Here is a 14,874-nt window from a genome sequence, read left to right as displayed (position 1 = left end):
TATGAGTTTTTTCAAAAAGCTGAAGGAAAGTATTGCTTCGAAGACAGAAGCAGTAACAACGATATTTAAGGAAGGCCTGACAAAGACGCGTGTTGCGCTCGTTGAGAAGGTCGAAGAGCTAATTACTCGACGCAAGAAGATCGATGAAGAGTTCTATGAAGAGCTTGAGGAAATTCTCATCGGTGCTGATGTAGGCGTCAATACAGTTATGACACTGATTGACGAATTACGTACTGAAGTGAAGAAACGTAAAATTGAACAACCATCTGAACTGCAGCCTGTTTTGTCTGAAAAGCTGGTAGGATTGCTTAAAGGTGAGTCGAATCCAGGGATCCAAATGGCGAAAAGCGGCATTACCGTTATTTTGTTCGTTGGTGTTAACGGTGTGGGCAAGACGACCACAATCGGCAAGCTGGCCCACAAATTCAAGAGCGAAGGCAAAAGCGTTCTGCTTGCTGCCGGTGATACGTTCCGCGCTGGCGCGATTGAACAGCTTGAAGTATGGGGACAACGTGTTGGGGTTGATGTGATTAAGCAGCAATCCGGTTCGGATCCTGCTGCCGTTATGTTCGATGCTGTTCAAGCGGCAAAGCAGCGCGGAGTTGATGTATTGCTATGCGATACAGCTGGCCGTCTGCAGAACAAAACGAATCTGATGGAAGAGCTGAACAAAATTTTCCGTGTTATTCAACGTGAAATTCCGGATGCTCCACATGAAGTATTGCTTGTGCTTGATGCAACAACGGGCCAAAATGCGCTCAGTCAAGCGAAGCTGTTCGGTGAGAAGAGCGGCGTAACTGGCCTCGTATTAACGAAGCTGGATGGTACAGCGAAAGGCGGTATCGTTATTGCGATTCGCAATGAATTGAACCTTCCGGTGAAGCTTGTGGGACTTGGGGAGAAAATGACTGATCTGCAGGAATTCGACTCCGAGCAGTTCGTTCATGCCTTGTTCGCAGGGCTGATTCAGCGGGAAGATGGAGAGTCAGAATCGAATTAAACAAGTGACAAGGACAAATGCTTGACAGTGCTATCTGACTTCGTGTAAGATAAGAGTCGTTGTAACACTGTCAAGGCTATTTACTTGACGGACAATTCGAAAGGGGCGGATGCTAATGACTATTCATGAACCGGATGCCCTTGCGAAGACAACACGAATCAACTCGTTATTTGATTTCTACGAACCGCTTCTTACTGAGAAGCAGCGGACTTTCTTGAAATACTACTTCCACGATGATTACTCGCTCGGCGAGATCGCCGCTGAATCTGGCATAAGCAGACAAGCGGTGTATGAACATGTGAAACGTGCAGAGCAAGTGCTTGAAAGCTATGAAGGTAAACTTATGCTTCTAGCCAAGTATGAAGCGATGCAAAAGCTGGCTGAAGAGCTGGAACGTAAAGTAGCTGCATTGCCGATCGACAACGTATTTAAGCAAAAGCTGCTTGATGATATTGAACAATTAACGAAGACGGAATATATAGATGTGACGGAGGTGACGAATCATGGCGGCATTTGAGAGTTTAACGAACCGATTACAAAACGTGTTCAGCAAGCTGAGAGGCAAAGGTAAAGTATCGGAAGAAGATTTGAACGAAGCAATGCGCGAAGTGCGGCTTGCCTTGCTCGAAGCGGACGTTAACTTTAAAGTTGTCAAAGATTTTATTGCCAAAGTGAAAGAGAAGGCGCTTGGCCTCGATGTTTCGAAGAGCTTCACGCCTGGCATGGTCGTCATCGACATCGTTAATAAAGAGTTAACGGAATTGATGGGCGGTACACAAAGTAAACTTGCAAAAGCGAACAAGCCTCCGACAGTTATTATGATGGTTGGTTTGCAAGGTGCCGGTAAGACAACGACAACAGGCAAGCTGGCAAAATTGCTTCAAAAGAGCAATCACAAGCCGCTCCTGGTTGCATGTGACATTTACCGTCCTGCTGCGATTAAGCAGCTGCAAGTGCTCGGAGAACAGATCAATGCTCCAGTATTCTCCTTGGGAGATCAAACTTCTCCAGTGGAAATTGCAAAAGCTGGTCTGGCGCATGCCAAAGAAAATCACAATGATTATGTAATCTTCGATACTGCCGGCAGGCTGCATATTGATGAAATTTTGATGGAAGAGCTTAAGCAAATTCATCAAAATGTTAATCCTGACGAAGTATTGCTCGTTGTTGATGCAATGACTGGTCAAGATGCGGTCAACGTAGCACAAAGCTTCCATGAGCAGCTTGAGCTCACAGGTGTTGTACTGACGAAGCTTGACGGCGATACACGCGGCGGTGCTGCGTTGTCTGTCAAAGCAGTAACCGGCAAGCCGATCAAATTCGCTGCAATGGGCGAGAAGATTGATGCACTCGAGCCGTTCCATCCAGACCGGATGGCATCCCGTATCCTTGGGATGGGTGATATGCTGTCTCTGATCGAGAAGGCGCAAATGAATATTGATGCCGATAAAGCGGCAGAGATGGAACGCAAAATGCGTACGGCCGAATTTACATTCGACGACTTCCTCGAACAGATGGCTCAGATCCGGAAGCTTGGACCACTTGATCAACTGATGGATATGCTGCCCGGCATGAACAAGATGAAGGGCAACATGAAGGATATGAAAGTGGACGAGAAGCAAATCAACCGTGTTGAAGCGATTGTCCGCTCGATGACCAAAGCAGAGAAGCAAAAGCCGGAACTGCTTAATCACAGCCGCCGCAAGCGTGTTGCAGCAGGTAGTGGTACATCCATAACGGAAGTAAATCGTCTTATCAAGCAGTTCGAAGATATGCGCAAGATGATGAAGCAATTCTCATCGATGATGGGTCCGAAAGGTCCTAAAGGCGGCATGAAAGGCTTGAAGGGTATGCTTGGCAAAGGCGGCAAAGGGATGAAGTTTCCTTTCTAAGCCATACAAAACATACATTTGATTAAATGAAGGAGGTGAATTTCCATGGCAGTACGTATTCGTCTGAAACGTATGGGTGCTCATAAAGCCCCATTCTACCGCGTTGTCGTTTCTAACTCCCGTTCCCCACGTGACGGTCGCTTTATCGAAGAAATCGGTACTTACAACCCGGTTACACAACCGGCTCAAGTAACGATTGATGAAGAGAAAGCATTGAAATGGCTGCAAACAGGAGCTCAAGCTTCTGATACAGTTCGCGACTTGCTTTCCAAAGCAGGTGTGATGAAAAAGTTCCATGAGCTTAAACAACAGAAATAACTGTTGAATAGCGGAGGGCCTTGAAATGAAAGAATTGATTCTTGTCATCGCAAAGGCATTAGTGGATCATCCAGAGGACGTACGCGTTAATGAGAGAGATGATGATCGTGGTACGGTGTACGAGCTGTCGGTCCATGCCGATGATATCGGTAAGGTAATTGGCAAGCAGGGGCGAATTGCGAAAGCCATTCGTGCCGTCGTTACATCCGCGGCCATCAAATCTCAGAAACGCGTTATCGTAGACATCATATCGTAAACACATACGATGCAGGGTTAGGATAATTATCCTAGCCCTTTTTCGTACAAATATAGACAGGTGGGTACATACTATGAGCAACAACAAATGGTTTACTGTCGGCAAGCTGGTCAATACTCATGGTCTTCGTGGCGAAGTGAAAGTATTGTCGCAGACTGATTTTGCCGATGTACGTTTTGCGCCAGGCAATAAATTATCGCTTCAAAACATGGATAACGGACAGAAGCTGGAGGTTGAAGTCGTTAGTTCCCGTGAACAAAAGGGCATGTTTGTGTTGAAGCTTAAAGGTTTCAATGATATCAATGAAGTTGAGAAATATAAAGGCTGGCTGTTAAAGATTGAAGAAACTGATCTCGAGAAGCTGGATGAAGGCGAGTACTACTATCATGAGATCATTGGCTGCCGCGTTGTAACCGAGGAAGGCGAAGAGCTTGGCACAATCACTGAAATATTGCGCCCAGGTGCGAATGATGTGTGGGTTGTCGAGCAGCCAAAGCGTAAGGAACTACTCTTACCGGTTATTGATGATGTCCTACTGAATGTCGATGTAGCAAACAAAACGGTTACTGTGCGTTTATTGGAAGGGCTGATCTAATCATGCGTATTGATGTGCTGACGCTGTTCCCGGAAATGTTCGATGGCGTATTTGGCGCGAGCATCCTAGGTAAAGCACGAGATAAAGGAATCGTATCACTTGAAGCGATTAACTTCCGTGATTATTCTAATAATAAGCATAACACCGTTGATGATTATCCTTACGGAGGCGGCGGCGGGATGGTGCTTAAAGCTGAGCCGGTCTTTGGAGCAGTAGAGGATCTAATGGCCAAGAAGGAAGGCGGAGCCCGCCCCCGTGTCATTCTGATGTGCCCACAAGGCGAATCCTTCACGCAGAAGAAAGCGGAGGAGCTGTCGAAGGAAGAGCATCTCGTGCTGATCTGCGGCCATTATGAGGGGTATGATGAACGTATCCGCGAGTTTTTGGTGACAGATGAGTTATCCATTGGTGATTATGTATTAACGGGCGGCGAAATTCCTGCTATGACAGTTATAGACAGCGTTGTCCGGCTGCTCCCTGGTGTTCTAGGGAATGAGTCATCGGCTGTAACAGATTCATACAGCACAGGCCTGCTGGAGTATCCTCATTACACCCGTCCAGCGGTCTTCAGAGACTGGGAAGTACCAGAGGTGCTCATATCCGGCAATCATGCGAAGATTGACGCCTGGAGACGTGAGCAATCGCTCCTGCGGACGCTGAAGCGCCGCCCTGACCTGTTGGAAACGGCAGAGCTTACAGATAAGGAACGCAAATGGCTGGCTGCACAGAAACAGAAGCTGAATGAAGAACCTTCCACATAAAAAAGAACCGTCGCACAGCCATTTGGCCGAGCAGGCGGTTCTTTCTCTTGTTGCTTGTCCAATTACTTGGAAACGGCGTTAGTGGGGAAGCTTCACTGGAATCGGCCAAATTACTCATTAACGAATTCTTTTCCCTTTAAATCGAGTTGAACATCCTTTAAGGATTAAGCCGCCGGATACATGAGAGGAAGCGGATAATTGAACCTTGTCACCCTTACGAAGTCGTCTAACAGCTGCTGCAGTAATAAACTCACGATCCGAGTTGATAACTTTACCGCCAGCAAAAATTACAATATCATTGACTGTAAGCAGAAAAATGATTTCATCAGGCTCCTGTGATCCTCTTTTGTAAAGGATGCTTCCAAATAGGGAGTAAACACCATCATGTTTGGGAGTAAAGGTAGAAGTGGCAGCATTATATTCATTGCCAAGATCAAAGATTTTTTTGCCATATTTTACGGTTACACCAAATTCAGGTCTGCCAATAGATTGATTTTGATCAGAAATAGCTTTAAAAGCAGATTTGAATTTACGAGGTGTGCATTTTGATTTACGGATTGTCATAAGATCATAACCTCCTTTCCTATACAAAATCTATTGCTAAACCTGCAATACATTAATGTATGGGGGAGACCATTTAATAGAAACGGCTATAGTGGGGAAACTATTAAATAGGCGTTACGCTATATAACGAAGAATCAGCTGATTAACGGACCCGGTAGCCTTCGAATCGTGTACCAGTACCAGAGGAGATAAACCCGTCAGCAGATACTCGAATAACGACTTGAACGGTATCTCCTTTTCTCAGCTTGACAACACCTGTTGTGAGCACAATTCCCCTTCCTGAGCTTAACGTTTCTATAACGGGGATCTGTACTTCATCGTTTACTAACACAACAAGAGTTACTGTCACAGGAGTTACTGGTTCTGTAACATAGTTGACAGTTGCGAAGAAAGTATAAACCCCATTTTGTTTGGCAGTGAAAGTTGATGTAGCCGGATTGTACTCCTTTCCTAGGTCGAACACCTCTTGACCATAAATAACCTGTGGTACAGTGGTGGAAATAATGGTTTGGAATTGGCTCGAGACAGCTCGGAAAGCAGATTTTTGAAAACTTCTAGCTCCTTTACTTGTGACTCTCTTTTTGCGGCTAAGGCTTGTCGCTGCTCGTTTGATCCTTTTCTCCGTAATGCTGCTAGTTACTGTGGCCTTTGATTTGCTTTTGACATTACTCTTGCTTATCTTTTTTATAGTCATCATATTACCCCATTTCGTTCAGTTTCCATGCGATACTATATGAAAGAAATCATTTCATAGAGACGGCGATAGCGGGTAGTCTATGAAATAGGCGGTTAATGGAATTGTGATCGCTGTATAGAGTGGAGTTTGAAAGATATCGCTTTTGGATATACTGATTAGTACTATGGAAATTCGTGTTTTGGAATAAAAGAGGTTGAAAAAAGTTGTACGCTGTGTTAAGATTTCAAATGTTGTACGTATTAATCGGGCGGTCCGCTAATAGTGATGACGCTGTTCACTAGGAACAGTAAGAGCTGTTAAGAACGTCTATGGTGGAAGGAGTGAAACAAAGATGAATCTTTTACAAACGATTGCTCAAGAACAGCTTCGTCAAGATCTTCCTAATTTTCGTCCAGGTGACACGTTGAAAGTACACGTTAAAGTTATCGAGGGCTCGCGTGAGCGGATTCAGTTGTTCGAAGGCGTTGTAATTAAACGTCGCGGCGGCGGTATCAGCGAAACGTTTACGGTTCGTAAAATCTCGTACGGTGTTGGTGTGGAAAGAACTTTCCCACTGCATTCGCCTAAACTCGAGAAAATCGAAGTGGCTCGTCGTGGTAAAGTACGTCGCGCGAAACTGTACTACCTTCGCGAACTGCGCGGTAAAGCTGCAAGAATTAAAGAAATTCGTTAAGATCAAACGACAAGAGGGGCTTGCTCAAACAAGCTCCTTTTCGTTATTTTGGTATGACTTGCTATGTACGAATAGGGACACTATAGATAGAAAGAAGGCGTACTGGTGAATTCACAACAGCATAATGAAGACTCGAATCAGCAATCGGAAGTAATCGATGGAACTGTACTGAATACATCAGGACCGACTGACGCAAAAAAGGGCGGACGTGCCTACAAGGAAATTGTAGACTGGATTAAGGCGCTCGCTATTGCGGTTATTCTTGTGTTTATTATCCGTACGTTTCTGTTCTCGCCTTTTATTGTGGAAGGACCATCTATGGAGCCTAACTTCTATACGGGTGAACGTCTCATCGTGAATAAACTCATATTCAATTTACGCGAACCACATCATGGAGAAGTTGTTGTCTTCCATGTGCCGGATCAAGGCAGAGACTTCATTAAACGGGTCATCGGTGTACCTGGTGATACGCTTAAAGTAGTTGGAGACGATGTCTTCGTCAATGATCAAAAAGTGGATGAGCCTTACATTAAAGAAGCAATTGAAGCTGCTCATGCAAGTGGAGAACTCTATAACACAGGACCTGACTTCCCGAATTCAAATGTTTCGGAATCGGTTGTACCTGACGGGAAAATCTTCGCAATGGGTGATCATCGCGGTAACAGCCAAGACAGCCGTGATATTGGCTTCGTGTCTGAAAAAGAAATTATCGGCAGAGCAGATGCTATGTTCTGGCCATTAAATAAAATTAGCATCATTAAGCACTATAAAGTGCACTGGTAATGCTGCAATGAGGTGAGGAAATGACCATTCAATGGTTTCCCGGTCATATGACCCGGGCAAAACGGCAAATACAAGCGAAGTTAAAACTTATCGATATTGCCATTGAGCTATTGGATGCGCGTGTTCCGCTTTCCAGCCGTAATCCTATGGTTGATGAGATTTTGAGCGGCAAGCCGCGGCTGATTGTACTTAATAAGTCGGATTTAGCTGACCCGAAGGTCACAGAGCAATGGATCGAATATTTCAAATACGAAGGTCATGAAACGGTAGCGGTTGATTCTTCGACAGGAACGCGTATTGGAGATATTCCAATGAAGGCGAAAGAAATCCTGAAGGAGAAAATCGATCGCCAGTTGTCAAAAGGGATGAACCCTCGCGCAATGCGTGGATTGATTGTTGGTATTCCGAATGTTGGTAAATCTACGCTGATTAATCGTCTGGCTGGACGTAATATTGCTATTACAGGCGATCGGCCGGGGGTAACAAAAGGCCAGCAGTGGATTAAAACGAACTATGAGATGGACTTGCTAGATACACCGGGTATATTGTGGCCGAAATTCGAAGACGATCTAGTTGGCTTCCGCCTTGCCATGACGGGTGCAATAAGAGAGCAAATCCTGAACGTGGAAGACATTGCTTTCTTTGCGGTTCGTGAGCTTGCGGAACGATATTGGCCGGCTTTGAAGGAACGATTCGATCTCGATACACCACCTACTGATCCGACAGATTCGGATGAGGTCGTTCGAATTATGGAAGATATCGGACGCCGTAGAGGCTGTCTGATTAGCGGAGGACATGTTGACCTGGAGAAAGCATCCGGCATTATTTTGCGGGAGCTTCGTGCAGGTAAGCTAGGACGTATTACGCTGGAAGCGCCTTTCCCGGCAGCAGTGGGAAGACCGGGGGAATAGAGGACGTGCTGGAATATGAACAGAGGTTATGGGAAGAGGGATACTCTGCGATTGCCGGCGTTGATGAGGTAGGAAGAGGCTGCTTGTTCGGTGATGTTGTTGCAGCTGCGGTTATTTTACCGCCTCATCTCGTACTTGAGGGTGTCAATGACTCCAAGAAGCTGTCCGAGAAAAAGCGGAATCAGCTGTATGATGTCATAGTCGATCAAAGTATTGCTTGGGCTGCGGCTCGAGTAGATGCGGAGACGATTGACCGGATTAATATCAAGCAAGCGGCAAGACTTGCGATGAAAATCGCGCTGGAATCGCTGAAGGCAGAGCCGGATTATTTGCTGGTTGATGCGGAGAAGGTAGATTTGCCTAAACCGCAGCTTGCGATCATTAAAGGCGATGCGACAAGCCAGACGATTGCTGCCGCTTCGATTATTGCGAAGGTGACAAGAGATCGGCTTTGCGAGAGCGAGTGGGAGCATTTATATCCGGAGTACGGTATTGCGATACATAAAGGGTATGCGACAAAGCTGCATCGGGAGCGGCTGCTTGAATACGGAGCAAGTCCGCTTCACCGCAAGTCTTTCTTGGGTAAAATTTTTGTAGAACAACAACAGCTATTTTAAATTCTTTATAACCATATATGAACAGCGTACTGCTTGAATTTAAGCTATACGCTGTTTTTTTGTGCAAATAACAGGTTGTAGAGTGACTTATTCAAATAATGATGGTTGACCGTTCTTCAATGGATGTAGTAAAAAGCCGATATAGGGAGTAGTGGAATAATCGTGCGTAAGCATCATGCGACAGCGAAAGAGGTGACCGGATGAACATTGGTCAATTGGTAAGGGGCTTGCTTGGCGAGTCGACAGGAAGCGGAGATAATCGTAAGCTGGAGCTAAAGCCTGGACAGGTTGTTCGTGGTGTTGTCTTACAGCTGTTAGAAAATAATGAAGCAACCGTACAAATTAATGGCGTACAGGTAAGAGCGTTCTTGGAGCTGCCTTTGGAACCGGGGAAGTTTGCGATGCTTCAAGTGCAGCCACAATCAACAGGCGGTCTGCTTGTGCTGAAACAGGTTGAAAACCAATCGGGGCTTGAAGATGCTATTAAAGAATGGGTAAAGCAAAGCGGAATGCCTGATGTGAAATGGGCGGCCGATGTTATAAAGGATTTACGCAAAGATGGAGTAACCATGAATAAGGATACATTCATGGCTTTGCGTGCGGCGGCAGAGGCTATGCCGCCGGAAGCAGATGCTGAGCAGTGGATGCAGGCGGCAGCTGCGGGGGTGAAGCGTGGGCTGCCGATATCCGGCGGCACCGTTAGTGCGCTGCAGCAGGTCATGTTCGGGCGCCCTGCGCACGAACTGCTGGATGCGCTGCAGCAGCAGCTTGTTGGCATCGCCGGCGAAGCATCCGGCGATGATGCGGGCGCAGCCGCTGTGCCGCGTGCGGGCGGCAGCAGCGTGCCGCAAGCGCTGCCGCAGCTGGCAGCGCGGCTTGCGGCGCTGCTCGCCGAAGGCGCAACGCTGCAAAGCGCCGCCGCGGAGCAGCACGCGGCGCCCGCGCTGCAGGCGCCAGCAGAGGCTGGCGCAGGCGCAGCTGCGCAGCGCGCCGAAGGCACAGGCGCGGGCAGCACTGCCGCGCTTGCAGCGCCAGCGGCCGCGGGGGCGGAGCCCGCGGAGCAAAGCGCGGTGCAGCAAGGCGCGCGCCCTGGTGCAACCGCTGGCGGTACTTCATCTAACTGGCTTGGCCAGATGATGAAATGGATGGGCGTCGACTATGAGAACCAATTGTCGAAGCAGTTACCAGCTCCTGCCGCACCAAACGTGTCTGGGCAATCGGAGTTGGCGGCGAATAATGCTGCTCCTAATCCTCCTCAGAATCAGGCTGTTGAAGAACCAACCGCTGGCCGCGGCCAGCATGCGGGTGAAGTATCTCGTCAACCGTCTACGGAGGGACAGCGTCCGAGCACTCCTGCACCGCAGGCAGGAGCCGGGCAGGAACAACAGGATGCAGCCATGCAGGGAGATAAAGAACCGAAGTTGTTAAATGTTGACCGGCAACGTGAACTCCCACAATCAGCTGCGCTCCAGCAGCTCACACCTGACGGCGTCAAGAATGAAGACGGTAAGCTAACAATACAGGAATCCCTTAAAAGTACATTGCTTGCCATTGCCTCTTCGAATGATGCTCCACCTGCTCTTCGTGAGACAGTGCAGCAGCTTGTTCAGCAGATCACTGGTCAGCAGCTATTATTAACACCTGAACGTAACGGTGCTGTTTTCTCTCACTTGACGATGTTTGTGCCACTGAACAGCCCTGATGGGAATCAGACTGCTTCGGTTCATATTCAGACAAGAAGAGGGCGGCAAGGTGAGCTTGATGCGGCGAATTGCCGATTATTGTTCGATTTGTCGATGAAAAACTTAGGACAGACATTAGTGGATGTGAATGTGACGGACAAAATCGTCAGCCTTACGTTATGGAATGATCATCCCGCGATTTCAGCTCTCGTTGATTCTTCCCGTTCCGAAATTGCAGCAAGCTTAAATGAAGCCGGCTATCAATTATTGTCTCTTCGCACAACACCTACAAGAAGCGAGAGTGAAGATGGGGAAGGAACCAAACGGAAGCTGCCGCCTGATCCTGATCAATTCGTAAGCACGCGTTACAAAGGGGTAGACTTTCGGATATGAGTTCGGATAAGAAAGAAAGCAAGGTTAATAAATCTGTACGCAAGGCAGTTGCGTTAAAATACGAACCTGGTGTAAACAAAGCTCCAATTGTGGTTGCAAAGGGTAGAGGGCATTTGGCTGAACAGATCCTAGAAAAGGCAGCAGAACATGATGTTCCAGTACAGCAGGACAAATCTTTGGTTGAAGTGCTGTCCAAGCTGGATGTTGATCAGTCGATTCCTCCTGAACTCTATACCTTAGTAGCCGAGATATTAAGCTTTGTTTATCGTTCGGACCAAAGAGCGAGGGATTTGGATGAGTGAGGATCGCAGAAGGCAGACGGGGTTGGCTGGTGAAGAGGCAGCGACTACCTTCCTTGAGGAGTCAGGTTATATGATCATCGAACGGAACTGGCGTTGCCGTTCCGGCGAGATCGACATCATTGCCTCAATGGACAACCTGCTTGTCTTCGTGGAAGTAAGAACCCGCCGAGCGGGAGGTCGCTTTGGCACTGCTGCGGAATCGGTAGACCGCCGCAAACAGCAGCAGGTAGCTGCAATTGCTCAAGTCTATTTGCGGATGCGTCAGGCGGCATATCCGCCAATGCGGTTTGATGTCATCGCTGTAACAATGGAACGTGACGACTCAATTAGCGAAATAAAACATATAAAAGCGGCCTTCTAACGAATAGAAAGCCGCTTTTATCCTTTTATATGTCCAATCTACGATATTGAATGGCTTCGGCTACATGAACATCCTCGACATATTCACAGCCTTCTACATCCGCAATAGTCCTGGAAAGCCTTAAGATTCTGTCATAAGCCCGCATACTTATATTTAGCACGGTAAGAGCATTGTCCAGCAGGCTGAATGCGGCTTCCTTCATTAGAATAGATCGCCGGAGTGCGGCACCGGATAATCGCTTATCCGTCTTAAGGCCTAACTCCGTGTTTCGTTGTTCCCTTCGATTTCTCGCATGAAGGACTTGTGTTCGTATTTCCGCAGAACTCATAGCTGCTGCCTGGTTAACAGGAGATTCGAGTTCGATTGGTCTAGGAACTTCAAGCTGAATATCAATTCGGTCAAGCAGCGGACCAGACATCTTGCTTCTATATTTGGCGATAGAGGAGTCGCTGCAGGTACATCTTTTCTCTGTTGTTTCATGGCCAGCATAACCACAAGGGCAGGGGTTGAAAGAAACAGCAAGCATCAGTTTGGCTGGAAAATGAAAGACCGCTCTTGAACGGGCAATCGTGACGATACCGTCCTCCAGTGGCTGGCGTAATACTTCAAGCACCTGCCTTGAGAATTCAGGCAATTCATCCAAGTAGAGAACGCCATGATGGGCAAGAGTCACTTCACCCGGTTTTGGCACTGAACCTCCGCCAATCAACCCTCCGGCGGATATTGTATGGTGAGGCGAGCGGAAAGGTGCGGTACGGATCAAGCCTTGTGCATCGGTGGATAGTTTGCCGGCTGCACTGTATATTTTCGTTACTTCAAGAGCTTCCTCTTCCGTAAGTGGAGGCAGTATACCTGGCAATCGGCGGATCATCATCGTTTTACCGGTGCCAGGCGGCCCTGCAAACATAATATTGTGTTTACCTGCTGCAGCTATTACCAGTGCGCGCTTCGCCTGCTGCTGACCGTATACATCGCTATAATCCCCATACACTTCGGAATGCTCTGCAGCATCAACAGCGGAGGTGTTCTCTCTGCTGCTTACGGCGTCGAACCGGATAGCTGTCCAGGCTTCCTCCCCTTTGCTCTCCAGAACTAGATCTTTCAATTGTGTTATTGCGTACAATTCCATATCCGTAATCCAAGCTGCTTCCTTGGCATTTGCAAGTGGAAGAAGCACTTTCCGGATGCCTGATCGTTTCGCTTGTTCAATCATGGCGAGAACGCCCGGAACGGGCTTAACTTCGCCATTAAGCGACAATTCACCGATAAGCATCGTGTTGTTGAAAGGCCGTGCTTCCAACTGTCCGCTAGCTGTTAGTATCCCAGCGGCAATTGCTAGGTCGAAAGCAGTACCTTCTTTTCGAAGGTCAGCAGGGGCAAGGTTGACGGTAATACGGTCAAGAGGGAAGGTGAAGCCGCTGTTCTTGATTGCAGCTCTAACCCGCTCAACGGATTCTCTCACGGCTGGATCCGGCAGGCCAACAACACTAACTTGCGGAAGGCCGCTAGCAATATCCACCTCTACGGCAATTCCCTTTCCTTCAACACCTAATACACTGCTGCTATGTATGAAACTGAACAAAACAAAAAGCACCCCCAAGAGAATGGATGAAGGTGCTTCCTCACGTCCGATTTTTAAAGTATTGTTAACAGCATCATAGTAGATGAAGTGTATGGTTGTCAATAATGGAAAAACAAGTATGAATTCTTCTAAAAAATAGGGCATACTACAGGAGTCCGCCTGCCATTTGATCGTATTTAATCTCATTTTGAGATGAAATCCATATCAAAAAACCGAAACCCGAAGGGTCGAAATATGGCATAAATAATGCTACAATAATTAAGGTTTGTGTACATATGACTGAAGTCGAGTCTGTGAAATGGAGGATTTCAAACAATGAATATCCATGAGTATCAAGGCAAAGAGGTCCTGAAACAGTACGGTGTTGCTGTTCCAGAAGGCAAGGTAGCATTCTCCGTTGATGAAGCGGTAGAGGCGGCGCAAGCACTGGGTACCCCAGTTGTAGTTGTTAAAGCGCAAATTCACGCAGGCGGGCGCGGTAAAGCCGGCGGCGTTAAAGTAGCAAAAAACATTGATGAAGTTCGTGCATATGCTAGCGAGATTCTTGGCAAAGTGCTCGTTACTCATCAAACTGGCCCTGAAGGTAAAGAAGTTAAACGTCTTCTTATCGAGCAAGGCTGCGACATCAAGAAAGAATACTATGTAGGTGTTGTTATTGACCGTGGTACAGGTCGCGTAACAATGATGGCTTCTGAAGAGGGCGGCACAGAGATTGAAGAAGTAGCAGCTCATTCGCCAGAGAAAATCATCAAAGAAGTTATTGACCCTGCAATTGGTCTGCAAGTGTTCCAAGCGCGTAAATTGGCTTATGCAATCAACATTCCTAACGAGCTTGTTAACAAAGCGGTTAAATTCATGATCGCACTTTATACAGCATTCGTTGATAAAGATTGTTCGATCGCTGAGATCAACCCGCTTGTTGTTACTGGCGACGGTAATGTTATGGCACTTGACGCTAAGCTGAACTTCGATTCCAACGCTCTGTACCGTCACAAAGATATCGTAGCGCTTCGTGACCTGGAAGAAGAAGATGCCAAAGAAATCGAAGCATCGAAATATGACCTGAGCTATATCGCCCTTGAAGGCAATATCGGCTGTATGGTTAACGGCGCAGGCCTTGCTATGGCAACTATGGATATTATCAAATACTACGGCGGCGACCCTGCCAACTTCTTGGACGTAGGGGGCGGCGCTACAAAAGAGAAAGTTACTGAAGCGTTCAAAATCATTCTGTCCGACGAGAACGTAAAAGGTATTTTCGTTAATATCTTCGGCGGCATTATGCGTTGTGACGTTATCGCAGACGGCGTAATTGCAGCTGCGAAAGAGCTTGGTCTGGACCGTCCACTGGTTGTAAGACTGGAAGGTACTAACGTTGAGCTTGGTAAAAAAATGTTGAACGAATCGGGATTGAACATTGTTGCAGCTGACTCGATGGCAGACGGCGCGCAAAAAATCGTAAATCTCGTGAAATAATTACGCGTACG

The 14,874-nt window shown here is 47.2% G+C and carries 18 protein-coding genes; 15 read left to right on the top strand and 3 right to left on the bottom strand.

What is annotated here, in order from left to right:
• The first annotated feature begins 1 nt into the window (after position 1).
• The 7 genes from ftsY to trmD all read left to right on the top strand — a co-directional run bounded on the left by ftsY (position 2) and on the right by trmD (position 4,822).
• Positions 2–1,000: a signal recognition particle-docking protein FtsY gene (gene ftsY / locus FHS17_RS22870; protein ID WP_167280782.1), complete on the top strand. Its 999-nt coding sequence runs from the start codon at positions 2–4 to the stop codon at positions 998–1,000.
• Positions 1,001–1,115: 115 nt separating this feature from the next.
• Entirely contained in the window at positions 1,116–1,517 is a 402-nt protein-coding gene (ylxM, locus tag FHS17_RS22865) for a YlxM family DNA-binding protein (RefSeq protein ID WP_208420513.1), read from the top strand.
• Positions 1,504–2,892: a signal recognition particle protein gene (gene ffh, locus FHS17_RS22860; protein ID WP_167280781.1), complete on the top strand. Its 1,389-nt coding sequence runs from the start codon at positions 1,504–1,506 to the stop codon at positions 2,890–2,892. The genes ylxM and ffh overlap by 14 nt, the downstream gene beginning before the upstream one ends.
• A 45-nt stretch (positions 2,893–2,937) precedes the next feature.
• On the top strand, positions 2,938–3,210 hold the full coding sequence (rpsP, locus tag FHS17_RS22855; protein ID WP_167280780.1) for a 30S ribosomal protein S16: 273 nt from the start codon (positions 2,938–2,940) through the stop codon (positions 3,208–3,210).
• Between the two features lie 25 nt (positions 3,211–3,235).
• The gene (locus tag FHS17_RS22850) at positions 3,236–3,466 is read left to right on the top strand and encodes a KH domain-containing protein (RefSeq protein ID WP_091181527.1); all 231 of its coding nucleotides are present in this window, start codon (positions 3,236–3,238) and stop codon (positions 3,464–3,466) included.
• A gap of 73 nt (positions 3,467–3,539) precedes the next feature.
• The gene (rimM, locus tag FHS17_RS22845) at positions 3,540–4,061 is read left to right on the top strand and encodes a ribosome maturation factor RimM (protein ID WP_167280779.1); all 522 of its coding nucleotides are present in this window, start codon (positions 3,540–3,542) and stop codon (positions 4,059–4,061) included.
• A gap of 2 nt (positions 4,062–4,063) precedes the next feature.
• Complete coding sequence (trmD, locus tag FHS17_RS22840; protein WP_167280778.1) at positions 4,064–4,822, top strand: tRNA (guanosine(37)-N1)-methyltransferase TrmD; 759 nt, start codon at positions 4,064–4,066, stop codon at positions 4,820–4,822.
• Between the two features lie 117 nt (positions 4,823–4,939).
• Here the strand turns inward: trmD and FHS17_RS22835 are convergent, their stop codons facing one another.
• Both FHS17_RS22835 and FHS17_RS22830 read right to left on the bottom strand, forming a co-directional pair.
• Positions 4,940–5,386, bottom strand: a complete 447-nt coding sequence (locus FHS17_RS22835) for a C1q-like domain-containing protein (protein ID WP_167280777.1) — start codon at positions 5,384–5,386, stop codon at positions 4,940–4,942.
• A 142-nt stretch (positions 5,387–5,528) separates the two neighbouring features.
• Positions 5,529–6,083, bottom strand: a complete 555-nt coding sequence (locus FHS17_RS22830) for a C1q-like domain-containing protein (RefSeq protein ID WP_167280776.1) — start codon at positions 6,081–6,083, stop codon at positions 5,529–5,531.
• Between the two features lie 331 nt (positions 6,084–6,414).
• On the opposite strand from FHS17_RS22830, the gene rplS reads away from it, so the two are divergent.
• The 7 genes from rplS to FHS17_RS22795 all read left to right on the top strand — a co-directional run bounded on the left by rplS (position 6,415) and on the right by FHS17_RS22795 (position 11,805).
• The gene (gene rplS, locus FHS17_RS22825; RefSeq protein ID WP_167280775.1) at positions 6,415–6,756 is read left to right on the top strand and encodes a 50S ribosomal protein L19; all 342 of its coding nucleotides are present in this window, start codon (positions 6,415–6,417) and stop codon (positions 6,754–6,756) included.
• A gap of 105 nt (positions 6,757–6,861) precedes the next feature.
• Entirely contained in the window at positions 6,862–7,539 is a 678-nt protein-coding gene (lepB, locus tag FHS17_RS22820; RefSeq protein WP_167280774.1) for a signal peptidase I, read from the top strand.
• 20 nt (positions 7,540–7,559) lie between these two features.
• Positions 7,560–8,450 (top strand): ribosome biogenesis GTPase YlqF, encoded by an 891-nt coding sequence (gene ylqF / locus FHS17_RS22815; protein WP_167280773.1) that lies wholly within the window; start codon positions 7,560–7,562, stop codon positions 8,448–8,450.
• A 5-nt stretch (positions 8,451–8,455) separates the two neighbouring features.
• Positions 8,456–9,067 carry a ribonuclease HII gene (locus tag FHS17_RS22810; RefSeq protein WP_167280772.1) on the top strand — a complete coding sequence of 204 codons (612 nt, stop codon included), beginning with the start codon at positions 8,456–8,458 and terminating at the stop codon, positions 9,065–9,067.
• Between the two features lie 200 nt (positions 9,068–9,267).
• Positions 9,268–11,142, top strand: coding sequence for a flagellar hook-length control protein FliK (locus tag FHS17_RS22805; RefSeq protein WP_167280771.1), 1,875 nt, complete (start codon positions 9,268–9,270; stop codon positions 11,140–11,142).
• A complete protein-coding gene (locus FHS17_RS22800; protein WP_167280770.1) occupies positions 11,139–11,444 on the top strand; it encodes an EscU/YscU/HrcU family type III secretion system export apparatus switch protein in 306 nt (101 codons plus the stop codon). Before FHS17_RS22805 ends, FHS17_RS22800 begins: the two co-directional genes overlap by 4 nt.
• Positions 11,437–11,805 (top strand): YraN family protein, encoded by a 369-nt coding sequence (locus tag FHS17_RS22795; protein WP_167280769.1) that lies wholly within the window; start codon positions 11,437–11,439, stop codon positions 11,803–11,805. The genes FHS17_RS22800 and FHS17_RS22795 overlap by 8 nt, the downstream gene beginning before the upstream one ends.
• Positions 11,806–11,830: 25 nt before the next feature.
• Here FHS17_RS22795 and FHS17_RS22790 read toward each other — a convergent pair whose 3' ends face one another.
• Positions 11,831–13,387, bottom strand: coding sequence for a YifB family Mg chelatase-like AAA ATPase (locus FHS17_RS22790; RefSeq protein WP_167280768.1), 1,557 nt, complete (start codon positions 13,385–13,387; stop codon positions 11,831–11,833).
• Between the two features lie 315 nt (positions 13,388–13,702).
• Between FHS17_RS22790 and sucC the strand changes: the two genes are divergently transcribed.
• Positions 13,703–14,863 carry an ADP-forming succinate--CoA ligase subunit beta gene (gene sucC / locus FHS17_RS22785; RefSeq protein ID WP_167280767.1) on the top strand — a complete coding sequence of 387 codons (1,161 nt, stop codon included), beginning with the start codon at positions 13,703–13,705 and terminating at the stop codon, positions 14,861–14,863.
• The last annotated feature ends 11 nt before the right edge of the window (positions 14,864–14,874 follow it).

The sequence above is a fragment of the Paenibacillus lupini genome, from assembly GCF_011761355.1.
GTDB lineage: Bacteria > Bacillota > Bacilli > Paenibacillales > Paenibacillaceae > Pristimantibacillus > Pristimantibacillus lupini.
The sequence above is the reverse complement of the archived record's forward strand: the minus strand, read 5'-3'. Positions and strand labels throughout refer to the sequence as shown.

Excerpts from the sequence above, each read along its gene's own strand:
- rimM (WP_167280779.1), top strand. The coding sequence starts at position 3,540 with ATGAGCAACAACAAATGGTTTACTGTCGGCAAGCTGGTCAATACTCAT.
- ffh (WP_167280781.1), top strand. The coding sequence starts at position 1,504 with ATGGCGGCATTTGAGAGTTTAACGAACCGATTACAAAACGTGTTCAGC.
- FHS17_RS22795 (WP_167280769.1), top strand. The coding sequence starts at position 11,437 with ATGAGTGAGGATCGCAGAAGGCAGACGGGGTTGGCTGGTGAAGAGGCA.
- rpsP (WP_167280780.1), top strand. The coding sequence starts at position 2,938 with ATGGCAGTACGTATTCGTCTGAAACGTATGGGTGCTCATAAAGCCCCA.
- trmD (WP_167280778.1), top strand. The coding sequence starts at position 4,064 with ATGCGTATTGATGTGCTGACGCTGTTCCCGGAAATGTTCGATGGCGTA.
- FHS17_RS22800 (WP_167280770.1), top strand. The coding sequence starts at position 11,139 with ATGAGTTCGGATAAGAAAGAAAGCAAGGTTAATAAATCTGTACGCAAG.
- rplS (WP_167280775.1), top strand. The coding sequence starts at position 6,415 with ATGAATCTTTTACAAACGATTGCTCAAGAACAGCTTCGTCAAGATCTT.
- ftsY (WP_167280782.1), top strand. The coding sequence starts at position 2 with ATGAGTTTTTTCAAAAAGCTGAAGGAAAGTATTGCTTCGAAGACAGAA.
- ylxM (WP_208420513.1), top strand. The coding sequence starts at position 1,116 with ATGACTATTCATGAACCGGATGCCCTTGCGAAGACAACACGAATCAAC.
- FHS17_RS22805 (WP_167280771.1), top strand. The coding sequence starts at position 9,268 with ATGAACATTGGTCAATTGGTAAGGGGCTTGCTTGGCGAGTCGACAGGA.
- ylqF (WP_167280773.1), top strand. The coding sequence starts at position 7,560 with ATGACCATTCAATGGTTTCCCGGTCATATGACCCGGGCAAAACGGCAA.
- FHS17_RS22830 (WP_167280776.1), bottom strand. The coding sequence starts at position 6,083 with ATGATGACTATAAAAAAGATAAGCAAGAGTAATGTCAAAAGCAAATCA.
- FHS17_RS22850 (WP_091181527.1), top strand. The coding sequence starts at position 3,236 with ATGAAAGAATTGATTCTTGTCATCGCAAAGGCATTAGTGGATCATCCA.
- sucC (WP_167280767.1), top strand. The coding sequence starts at position 13,703 with ATGAATATCCATGAGTATCAAGGCAAAGAGGTCCTGAAACAGTACGGT.
- FHS17_RS22835 (WP_167280777.1), bottom strand. The coding sequence starts at position 5,386 with ATGACAATCCGTAAATCAAAATGCACACCTCGTAAATTCAAATCTGCT.